2 protein-coding genes are annotated in these 11558 nt (G+C 35.6%); both read right to left on the reverse strand.

The genetic code is table 11. The features are described from left to right. Nucleotides 1–407: 407 nt before the first annotated feature. On the reverse strand, nucleotides 408–5765 hold the full coding sequence (locus EO119_RS00950; RefSeq protein WP_126940356.1) for a TonB-dependent receptor domain-containing protein: 5358 nt from the start codon (nucleotides 5763–5765) through the stop codon (nucleotides 408–410). A 426-nt stretch (nucleotides 5766–6191) separates the two neighbouring features. Next, nucleotides 6192–11435, reverse strand: a complete 5244-nt coding sequence (locus tag EO119_RS00955) for a TonB-dependent siderophore receptor (protein ID WP_126940357.1) — start codon at nucleotides 11433–11435, stop codon at nucleotides 6192–6194. Nucleotides 11436–11558: the final 123 nt, after the last annotated feature.

An 11558-nucleotide genomic window follows, 5' to 3' on the forward strand; every position in this document is an offset into this window, starting at 1 on the left:
CATACTCTCAGCATATTGCAAAAATACATTACAATGCAATCTTTAGTATAATTTTAACTAAGATTGCATTTGATTGCAATCTTTATTTTAAATAAATTACTTTTTGCATTCCGATGTAATTTTTATTCTATAATAGACAATTTTTGCGTTTCAATGCAATCTTTAATCGCAATGTAGTTATTATATCACAATATAATTTTGGATACACAGAGAATGACCCATACCATTAGATAGCTTGCAATCCCTTGTTCCCATACTAGTACACATAGCACGATAATAGAGGATAGCTAACTTACATCGTTAACTATCCTCTATGGTTTATCATAATGTACTGAATGCCAGTCTATCTTCCTATGTAGTTATACACAGGCATAGTCCAACATCTATAAGAATTCTATTCCTTTATCTTAGAACTTGTACGTACCTTGGATACGAGTGTAGTTACCTAATTTAAAGTTTTCTCCACCGTATAATGTATCACGTTGTCCAATACCTTTTGCATCGAATGTGTAGAATGCTTCTACTAAGAAATCTTTTGCTGGTACATATCCACCACCTAATGTGAAGCTTCGAATACCATCTAAGTAACGATCTGGTACAGCCCCTGTGCCATTACCACCTAAGAAAGCACCATGCCCGAAGTATTTGTAGTCAATAAATGCATTCCAGCTACCAGGACGATAATAATCAGATTTTCCTACATCAAAACGAAGTGCCCAGAAGTGTGGAGTACCACCTGTTTTATGGCCTTTCAATTCAAACTGAGGATTACCTGCTGGATTATCATATACTTTACCTGCTGTAGATTGATAGATACTTCCACCATTCATATAGCGAGCAAAGTCTGTTCTATTTTGACCATAGTCGAAAGATACAGCTGTATTATAACCAATTTGGTATTTTAAGCCTAAACCAAATACATTCGCTAAACGACCAAAACTGCGAGACTCATTTCCTTTATCGCTTGTATAATGTACAGTATGATTTTCATGGCCTGTAGAGCGTAAGTACCAAGCTGTGACACCTAATTTATTATTTACTTGTTGACGATATTGGATAAAACCAGCACGTCTAACCGCAGGAATTACATCACGTTGGATAATAACACCTTCCGTTGGAATGACTTTACCTGTTGCATTTCCTAGAGCCTCACGAGGAAGTTTACTGTAATGGTCAGCTCGTTCTAATACAGAGTTTACTTTTTTGAAGAAGTTTACTAACAATTTAGGATATGGTTTAGATCCTGTCACATTTATGGTATCATCTGTCAAAATATTCATTTCGATAATTTTCTCTTTTAGAGTTTCGATTTGTTTTTCATCAAATGTGTATACACCATTACCATCAGCAGTATGAGCTGTACCATTAGTATTTTGTGGTACTTCTCTATCTGCTGTTGTTTTATACGCAGCTACAATAGCCTCTTTATTAGCATCGAACCATTTAGAGATGTATTCTCTACCACCGTCTTTTAGTAAATCTTCATTAGTAAGTGTTACTTTAAAGAGATCTAAACGGCTGTCAATACCATTATTTTTACCATCATTAGGAGTTACGTTCAAGGTGCGTGGAACATTTGGAGTTTCTCCTACTTTTACTTTAATTGTGTTATAACCATAATAATCTTCTGGATCTGGCTCTTCTCTATAAATTGGTTCTGACCATAAGGTATCAAACTTCAATGCAGGTATTTCAAGAATTAATTTATTCTTATCGCTGTTGAAGTCCGCACTATACGCTTTGCTTGCCAACTCTTGCATGTGTTTTACTACTTCGAATTGTTTTTCTACAAATGGTTTGCGAATTTCATCTTTTACTGTTTTTTCAGTATTTGCCAATGTTTTTTCTAGGGCTTCTTTTTTCGCTTTATCATCAGCCGTAGCAAGACGCAAGTTTTCATATAATGGTTTTAATTTAGCACGTTCAGCGTTAAGCTCTTTTTCTAAATCATCTTTTTTAGTTTCTAATGCTTCTTTTTCAGGCCCATCTTCTGCAGCATAATAGGCTTCAGAAGCTTCATCATATTTAGTACTGATTTCTTCTACTTTTGCATTGACTACTTCGATTTGGTCATTAATAGGTTTTGATGTTGCCTCAATATTAGCTTCTGTTGCTGCAATTACTGCTTTGATAGTTGTACCGGCAGCTGCAATTTTATCTTGACCAGCTTCGATAGCTTTTTCTTCAGCCTCTTTAATTTCTTTCAATTGGTTATAGAAGCCAACTGTATTGACGGATTTATCTGTGGTAATTTCTTTATATCCATTTAGGTCTGCACCCATGAATTCTTGTACAGTTGGAGCTCGTTTAAATGCATTATAAATAGCATGTGTATAGGCAGAATCTGTTACCCCTGTGCTATGTGAGAAATCACCATAGCCGACACGAACTTGTTTTGTATCATTTGTCCAAACACCGCGAACACCATCGTATTCTTTACCAAACCAATATCCTGTGACGCCCATTGGTTCCGTCATACGGCCAGCTGTTAAGTCCCATTTATTGGTATGTTTAGTTACTGTCGCTTCATCAATACGTTGATGGTTGAATCCTTTTGTCACTTTTAATTGGTGATCTGTATCTACACCACGTTGACCACTGGCACTAGCTACCACACGTACATCTACATCTTTGCCAATACGAGCATCCACTCCTGCACGAACTCGTGATGTAATACCGTGATTATTTTCATCACGAAGATTATCTGCTGCGTCATCCTCAATATAGCTTGTAGCAGTTACACGACTAGTTGGGCGGTCAAAGCCTAAATGGCTATCCCAACGATTTCTAAAATCACCAACAAACTCTACACCAGATTTTTTATCTACATTAAAGTCACGATGAATGAAAGTATTCAAATGGTCTACCACTTGTGTTTTCACTTCTACTTTCGCCATATTTGGTTGACTCTTATCTGTAGTCGCATCCGCACCAAATTTTAAATTAATACCCATACGGAATTGACGTGTAGACAAAGCACGATCATCATCTCGATGGTTGAATAAGTTGTTAATACCAAAGTATACACGGGAATCTTTATTGATTTTCTTTTGAACGATCATATTCCAAATGCCATATGTTTTACGTTCATACATGTCGCTGGTACGACGGTCAGATCCAGAGTAGGAAATTTCAGATTTACCTTCTATTTTCTTAGCTTTTCTTGTAACAGGATCAAATACGATAGCATTTGTAATCGGATCTCTTTCATAGGCTGTACCAGATGTCATATATCCACCACCACCAGATACAGAGTTACTATCTAACATATTGATGTAATAATCCGCCCAAAGACTACCAGACCAACCTGTTTTTTCATCTTCGTAGTCTACTCCGATACCCACTTTATGACTTGGTTTATCTAATAATTGACGTGGCATATCTGGATTACTTTTATTCACAGCATGCAAGAATGTATATCCAAAACGAGCTTTCCATTTATTGGAAAGTTTTTGTTTTAATTCCCATTCAAGACCAGTAATTTTTGCTTTACCAATATTTTTAAAGCTATAAATCATATCTGGTGCATATAAGAATTTATAGATACCACGTTCTGTATTTTCATTTAAATCTGTGTGGAAATCTAACACATGGCCTGTATTATAAGCAGTAATATAGTTTTTAATATTATTTCTAAATACAGTCAATTTACTGTAAGTATTTTTATTTTCCCCTTCAATGGAGACATCAAAATTTAAGGATTTCTCTGGTTTTAAGTTAGGATTTCCTTGCCAGTACCAACCCATTCGAGCTTCGCCACCATTTAAACTAAATGCTGTAATATGGGATGGGAACATTTCCCAGTTATAGTACAATTCTCCCATACCTGGTTCAACATAACTACTACCTACGTTAGCTTTGAATCGACGATGTGAATTACCATTCAAATTATGAGTTAATCCCATATTGAAAGATAAGTTAGAACCAAATAAGCTACTGTGATCAAAACGAGCAATTGGAGTTAACATCGTGTTTTTATTTAACTGCCATGTATCTTGCACAAATAGATATTGTTTGTTAATCGTACCAGTACCAACTGTTTGTTTATTGATACGTTTGTTAGATTCTTCTTTAAAGTTAGCCCCATTTAGCTTTATAATTTTACTTAATTTAGGATTAACAGTATTATCGTAATAATACAATGGCAACTTTTCTACATCGGAGCTATAAATTCTATCTCTCCAACTAGTTGCTGTCGCATTATTTTCATCAATGGCTGCCTTATTTTCCGCCATTAATGTGGCAGCAAACTCCATATATTTAGCATAAGCTTCAGGATATTTTTTCTTTAATGTATTATCTGTTGTTCCAAAAATCCAAGCTTGAGCGTTAGCCGGATCCCCTTCTGTCAACTTCTCTTTATAATTCAAGAAATCTTCGTAGGTAAACTCAGGCACCTTACTATTTGGATTGGATTTGTTTGTATTGTACCATTCTTTTTCTTTATTACGTTCGATAATGCCATCTTTGCCTTTACTGAAAGAATAGTCATAAATATTAGATTTTGGATTACCATTACGATCTACAGATAAGCTCTTATCATAATCCCAAGGATCTATATCACGCACATAGGTATGCGGTGCATTTTTCAAACGACTACCTGTACCTGTTTCACGAGACATGCCAACACCATAGGATACTAGGTGATTGTCGTTGGCTTGGATATCTCCAGATACTCCAAAATTCCATTGTCTATGATCAATATTATCTGTGTATTCTAAAGTGTTTTTACCTTCATAGGTGCTTTTACCATAGTCACTGCTCAACGTTAAATCGTTTTCATTGGTACGAGTATAGTTAACTTCCGCTTTCCAATTAGAGACATCGTCTCTACCTTCGTAAGTTAAGTTCATAGTATTACGATTTAGATCACGTTTATAGTGCATTTGTGGCACCATGAAAGAATCACTATTTTTCACATAGCGCTCTAAATCTTCACGATAACGATCTAGCTTCATGCTGATCGTTTGATTATCTTTCACATCTATAATACTAGCCACACCTACATTAGCATTCGTTCCATAATACCGTAAAGAATTTTTTAGGAATCCATGGTCGACAGTATCATCAGCTCCTAGTGCAGATTGTCTAGGACTTTCACTAGCATAAATAGGCATAATATCTCGTTTGCTACCAAAGATATTCACTTTAACCTTACCAATTTTACCAGAGTCAGCTCGCACAAATACATTATTAAAAGGTAGAATATCGCTATTCCCTTTTTCACGAATACCTTCAAAGTTAAATTGTAAACCTTCTTTATTGCGTGGTTTATTCGTGATAACGTTAATAACACCACCCATAGCATCAGAGCCATATTTAGCACTAGCAGCACCTTGAACGATTTCGATATGGTCTAGATTTTCTGTACCTAAACGTTGCAATTCATCGCCTGCACCTTGATATTTCGCCAAATCACCCATCACAGGCTGACCATCTACCAAAATTAATGTATGACGAGGTTCTGCACCACGAATGGATACACCAACCCTACCCATAGCATCTACAGTACGACTCACACCAGTTTCACTAAATACGATATCCTCAGCAGATTTAGCTTGCTTAGCTTCAATATCTTTTTTAGTAATAATTTGCACTTGTTGCGAATTATACTTCGCCTCTTCTTGTGCACGATTCGCTGTAACATATACAGATCCTTCTGCATGTGCTACAGTCGGAACTAAAAAACTTGCGCCCCCAACCCATGTAGCAATGGCACAGGAAAGCATAAAATATTTATTTCTTGCTTCGCTTTTCCTTGTCATTGGTATCCTCCTATTAGAACAAAACTCTCTTAGTAATGAGAAAATAAGTCAAATTACTATTATTGTACCTTGTATTGATAATCTTTTTCTACTCTAAAAAGTTTCTAACTAATCCATTGCGACATTTTAAGAATTATTTTTATTATATTTTTGATTTTTATACTTTAATATATAAATCCTTACTAAATAGCAATAATTATTCATGTTAACAATTAAAAAATATTGATATTATATTAACTTCGTCTATTGAATAGGTAAGATAGACCATTTTCATAACATATAGAAAAGCTATAACCAATTGAGTATATACCTCAACTAAGTTATAGCTTTTCCTATAGGTATTTCACTTTTCATTCAACAAATAACTGTTATAAGATATATACTTAGCCATTATTGATTGTAATTTCAGCAAAATACTATTTTTTATTAGAATTTATATGTACCTTGGATACGAGTGTAGTTACCCAATTTAAAGTTTTCTCCACCGTATAAAGTATCACGTTGTCCAATACCTTTTGCATCGAATGTGTAGAATGCTTCTACCAAGAAGTCTTTGCGAGGAACATAGCCACCACCCAATGTAAAGCTACGAATACCATCTAAGTAACGATCTGGTACAGCACCTGTACCATTGCCACCGAAGAAGGAGCCGTGAGCGAAGTATTTGTAATCCATGAAGGCATTCCAACTACCAGGTCTTGTGAAATCAGACTGTCCAAGATCAAGACGAGCTGTCCAGAAGTGTGGAGTGCCGCCCATGGAGTGGCCTTTTACTGTAAAGTCAGCTGTACTACGAATATGGTCAAAATTAGTATGACCGTTCATATAGCGACCAAAATCACTGCGATTGAAACCATAATCTAAGGAGATAAGAGCATTATCACCGACCTGATATTGTGCACCAATAGCGAAAATATTAGCCAATCGTTTTGTCGTATACATATCATTGGTTAAATCAGGAACTTCCGATGTTACCTCTCCGTAAATAGGATCATTTAGATCGATATCCCCAGCCCAATCTTTATTATATCCCGTAATACCCGTATGAGTTACCATCTTAGTTTTCGCATGACCTGCTTGCATAGAATGAGCATTATTGTTCAAGGAACGTAAGAACCATGCTTGTAAGCCTAAACGAGGGTTAATTTGTGTTTTATATTGAGCAAATAATGCCTTATCGATTGCTGGAATTACATCTCGTTCCAACTTCAGGCCTGTCACTTTAATTGGTTTTCCAATTACTTTTTCGAGAGCTGCACGTGGTAATGTGTTACCTTGTTCAGAGTCTTGAATAGTTACTTTTAATTCCTCAAGATATTTTTTCACAATATTAGTAACTGTACCCTCACTATAATAATTTTCAATAGAACTAAAATTTGCCTCTTTTAATTCATTAATAACGTTTACATCTTCGATTTTATATGAAGATGTAGTGTAGTCATAAGGACCTACTTTCTTTATGCCTACTACACGCTTAAATTTATATTTATGTATAGGACTATTCAATGTATTCAAAGGTTGGTTCTTTGGTAGAACAGCTGTAATCTTAGCCCCCTCATTGTAATTGGTCATTTCTTCCTTAATGACGGAAGCTAAGGTTTTATCTCTAGTATCAGTTTGATACACTAATGTGCCGTAAAAATGAGATTTAGCAGCCCATTCAGCAACAGCCTTATAACCTTCCTCTAGTTTCTCTTTATTATTTTCCAGATAGTTTCTATCTAATAAAGATGGATTTCCCAATGATTCTCCAAATTTTTCGTTAACTTCATTTTTCAATGTACCATTTATTTCACCGAGTACTTTATTTTTTTCTTCCTTATACAATTTATTTGGATCATCTTTTTCAATTTTTTCAGGTCTATATTGATCGCTTTCAGCATACGATGATATATCACCCGCTAAATATCCCACATTATGATTTTCATCCTCTACTTCATATACTACCTTAACCTTGCCAGCCGATATAACAGGATTATAGCTTATATATTTATGGTTTACCAACTCTGGATATGCTTTATTGATGATATTTGCCATACGTTTGATGATTTCAGTTCTTTTAGCAATTTTTTCTTCTTCTGTTGCATTTGGCATCGTATTATCTACATCACTTAATTGTTCCATAAAGTATAGGTTTTCATTTTTCCCTTTAAATTCTTTTAGGTATATATCCATGAACGAGCCTTCTTGTGGAACCTTTTTACCATCAACTTCTTTTACTGGTGTCTTCCAAATATTTCCATAAATTGCCGCTATAGTCTCACTATCCCCATAAATTTTATTTAAACCAATAAACTCTTCCAATGTTGGAGCTCTAAAATAGGTAGAGTACGTACTATGGTTATAGGCAGAATCTGTAATACCCGTACTTGCTTTAAAGGACCCAATACCGGTACGGAATTGACTTCTTTGGTCCGTCCATACAGCACGAACTCCATCAAATGTTTTATTGAACCAGTATCCAGTAGCACCCATGGATTCAGATAAGCGACCAATCGAGAAATCCCAATGTCCGCCAGAGTGGGTAACATCTAGATTTTCTAATCGTTGTTTATTTAATCCTTTAGAGTTAATTGTTGTGTTTGCTGTATCTATAGAGTGAGTACCACTAGCACTAGCAAGAACTTTTACATTTGTATTATCATTAATTCTTGCATCTACACCAAAGCGTATACGTTGTTCTAAACCATGTTCTTTTTGATCTTTTAGATTATATTCAGCGTTACCAACATAGGATGTGCTTGTGTATAAAGATTGTGGACGTTCAGAACCACCATGTGCCATTAAGCGTGCACGATAATCGCCAATAAATTCAGTTCCTTTTTCTTTCTTAGCATCAAATGGTCTTTCTAAGAATTGATGTTCACGTCCCATATCATCGCCATTCACAGTAGCTATAGCTTTATCTACATGAACTTTTGTAATAGAAGTTTTACCATTTATACCATTTGTTACTGCAGGATTTTGCATCTTCGCATCTTGAGCTTTACTATCTCCACCTGCACCAAATTTAAGATTTACACCAAAACGATATACGCGAGATTGTGTTGCTCTATCATCATCACGATGATCAAAGATATTGTTAATACCAAAGTATACTAAGGAATCGTTGCCAAATTTACGTTGTACCATGGCATTCCATGTACCGTAAGATTTTTCTTCGTACTCATTAGATACATTATAGATGGCACTATCGGAATCAATACCACTAATCCAGTAGTTGGATCGATTCTTTTGTGTATTACTATCAAGCATTTTATGATAATAATCTGCCCACAATTGTGCATTCCACTTCTTAGTTTCATAGGTAATACCAAAATCGATTTTGTTAGTTGGGCGGTCTAATAAATGTGCAGGCATTGTAGGATCAGATTGATTCAACGCTTGCAAACGAGTCCAGCCGAAACGTGTACTCCATTTAGAACCAAATTTATGTTTCCATTCTAACTGTACACCAGTAATTTTTGCTTTACCAATATTTTTAAAGCTATAAATTAAATCTGGTGCTTGCATCCATTTATCTTTTTTTGATAATTGTGGTGCCCAGTCTTGTAATTCTCCTGTAAAGTATACGGACATATAGTTACGAATACGATTTTGGAAAACGCCAATGCGAGCGTAATCATTTTTACCTTCCCCTTCAAAGCTAATGTCAATATTTTTAGACGTTTCAGGTTTTAAGTTTGGATTACCTGCCCAGTACCAGCCCATTTTTGCAACACCTTGCGCTACTGGATTGGATGCGAACATTTGCCAGTTATACCATAGTTCACCCATACCTGGCTCAGAATAACCAGTGCCAATATTCGCTTTCAAACGACGATGAGCATTAGAGTTTACATTATAGGTAGCACCAAAATTCCAAGATACATGAGAACCAAATAAATTACTCTTATCAATACGTACAGTAGGTTGTAATAACAAGTCTTTATTTACTTGCCATGCATCTGCTATGTAGTAATTTCTCTTATCAATACTACCTTCACCTTCAGTAATACGTTGTTCACGTTCACGATATTTTTCTAGGAATTTAACACCTTTAAATTTTGGCGCTTTAGCACGTTCTGCTGGATCTAAAGATTCTCCTTGCATAAAGTATTTCACATATACCGATGATCCATTTATATCATTTTCTTTTTTTAATGCATCGTTGAAATCTCGAATTTTCTCCCAATGTTCGTCATCTACACCAAAATCTGTTAAGTTATTATACCATGAGGCTGGATCTGTTGGTTTAATAGGGTCGTCTAATTTATGGTCACGGAAGTATTCGTAAGTAATCGGCGGAATATCGCTTTCGTTTTCTGCTCCATAGTATTCATAATCTTTATCCCAAATTGGCAATCCATCTTTACTTGGTTTAAATTTGTAATCGTGAATATGAGAATAAACACGTAAACTATTATCACCAGGTCTACGTTCTAAACGGTCTACACCTGCTACTAGTAAATTTTTATCGTAGTCCCATGGATCGATATAACGAGTTTTTACGTTAGGAGAACTTTTAAGTCGGCTACCTGCTCCCGTTTCGTGAGTTTGTGCAATTCCCCAACTCAAAGTATGTTTATCACCAATGGCAGAGTTAGCATTGAAACGGATATCTGTTTGACGATGATCTACATCATCAATATAACGTAATTCATTTTTACCTTCGTATTGGGAACGACCAGTATAGTTAATCAATGAAATATCATTTTCATTGATGCGAGAATGATTCAACTCTAATTTCCAATCACTAGCACCACCACGACCATTCCAAATCATGTTCAATGTGTTACGGTTACTATCACGTTTAAAATGACGTTGCGGTTCCATAGGAGATGTACTATGTTTTACATCACGTTGTAAATCTTCCGTAAAACGATTTAAACGTAATTGTACATTATGCTCTTTATTAATATCATAGATAGCATTTAACCCAATATCAGATGTATCCCCATAGAAACGAAGCACATTTGGTTTAAATTCGCCTTCTAGTTTATCACCAGTATCTCTTCTTTCTTGAGATGCATATACTGGTAAAATATCACGTTTACTACCAGAAATAGCTACACGAACTTTACCCATTTGTCCAGAATCGGCACGCAAGAAGAAATTGGAATTACCATATCCAGTTTCTCCACCTTTAGCGCGAGAGCCTTCCCCATTGATTTGGATAGTTGGTTTTTTAGCTGCTTTTTTAGTGATGATATTCACAACACCACCAATAGCATCAGAGCCATATTTCGCACTGGCAGAGCCTTGAACAATTTCAATACGCTCTACATTTTCTGTACCAAGGCGCATTACTTCATCCGCTGCGCCACTAAATTTAGCTAAGTCGCCTAGTACGGCTTGACCATCCACTAAGATCAACGTATGACGTGCTTCCGCACCACGAATAGATACACCCACACGACCCATAGAATCTACAGTACGAGATACACCGCTTTCAGTGAAAATGATATCTTCTACTGATTTAGCTTGCTTTTGTTCAATGTCCTTTTTAGTAATAATGCTCACTTGTTGTGAGTTATATTTAGCCTCTTCATGAGCTCTATCAGCCGTAACATATACAGACCCCTCAGCTTGTACTGAGTTTGAGTACATCAACCCTGGTAGTGCTATCCATGTAGCAATCGCACAAGATAGCATGAAGTACTTCTGTTGCTTTCTACGATTTGTCGTCATTGCAATCTACTCCTAAATACTAATCATAAAATTAACACAAATAATAACACAAATGACAAAAAATATCATTTTGCTTTAATTTTATACCAATTTTTCTATCATATCTACTCCGAAACGTTTTCA

Origin of the sequence: Veillonella sp. CNR 79/14, assembly GCF_003992185.1 — a bacterium.
Classification (GTDB): domain Bacteria; phylum Bacillota; class Negativicutes; order Veillonellales; family Veillonellaceae; genus F0422.

Excerpts from the sequence above, each read along its gene's own strand:
- EO119_RS00950 (WP_126940356.1), bottom strand. The coding sequence starts at position 5,765 with ATGACAAGGAAAAGCGAAGCAAGAAATAAATATTTTATGCTTTCCTGT.
- EO119_RS00955 (WP_126940357.1), bottom strand. The coding sequence starts at position 11,435 with ATGACGACAAATCGTAGAAAGCAACAGAAGTACTTCATGCTATCTTGT.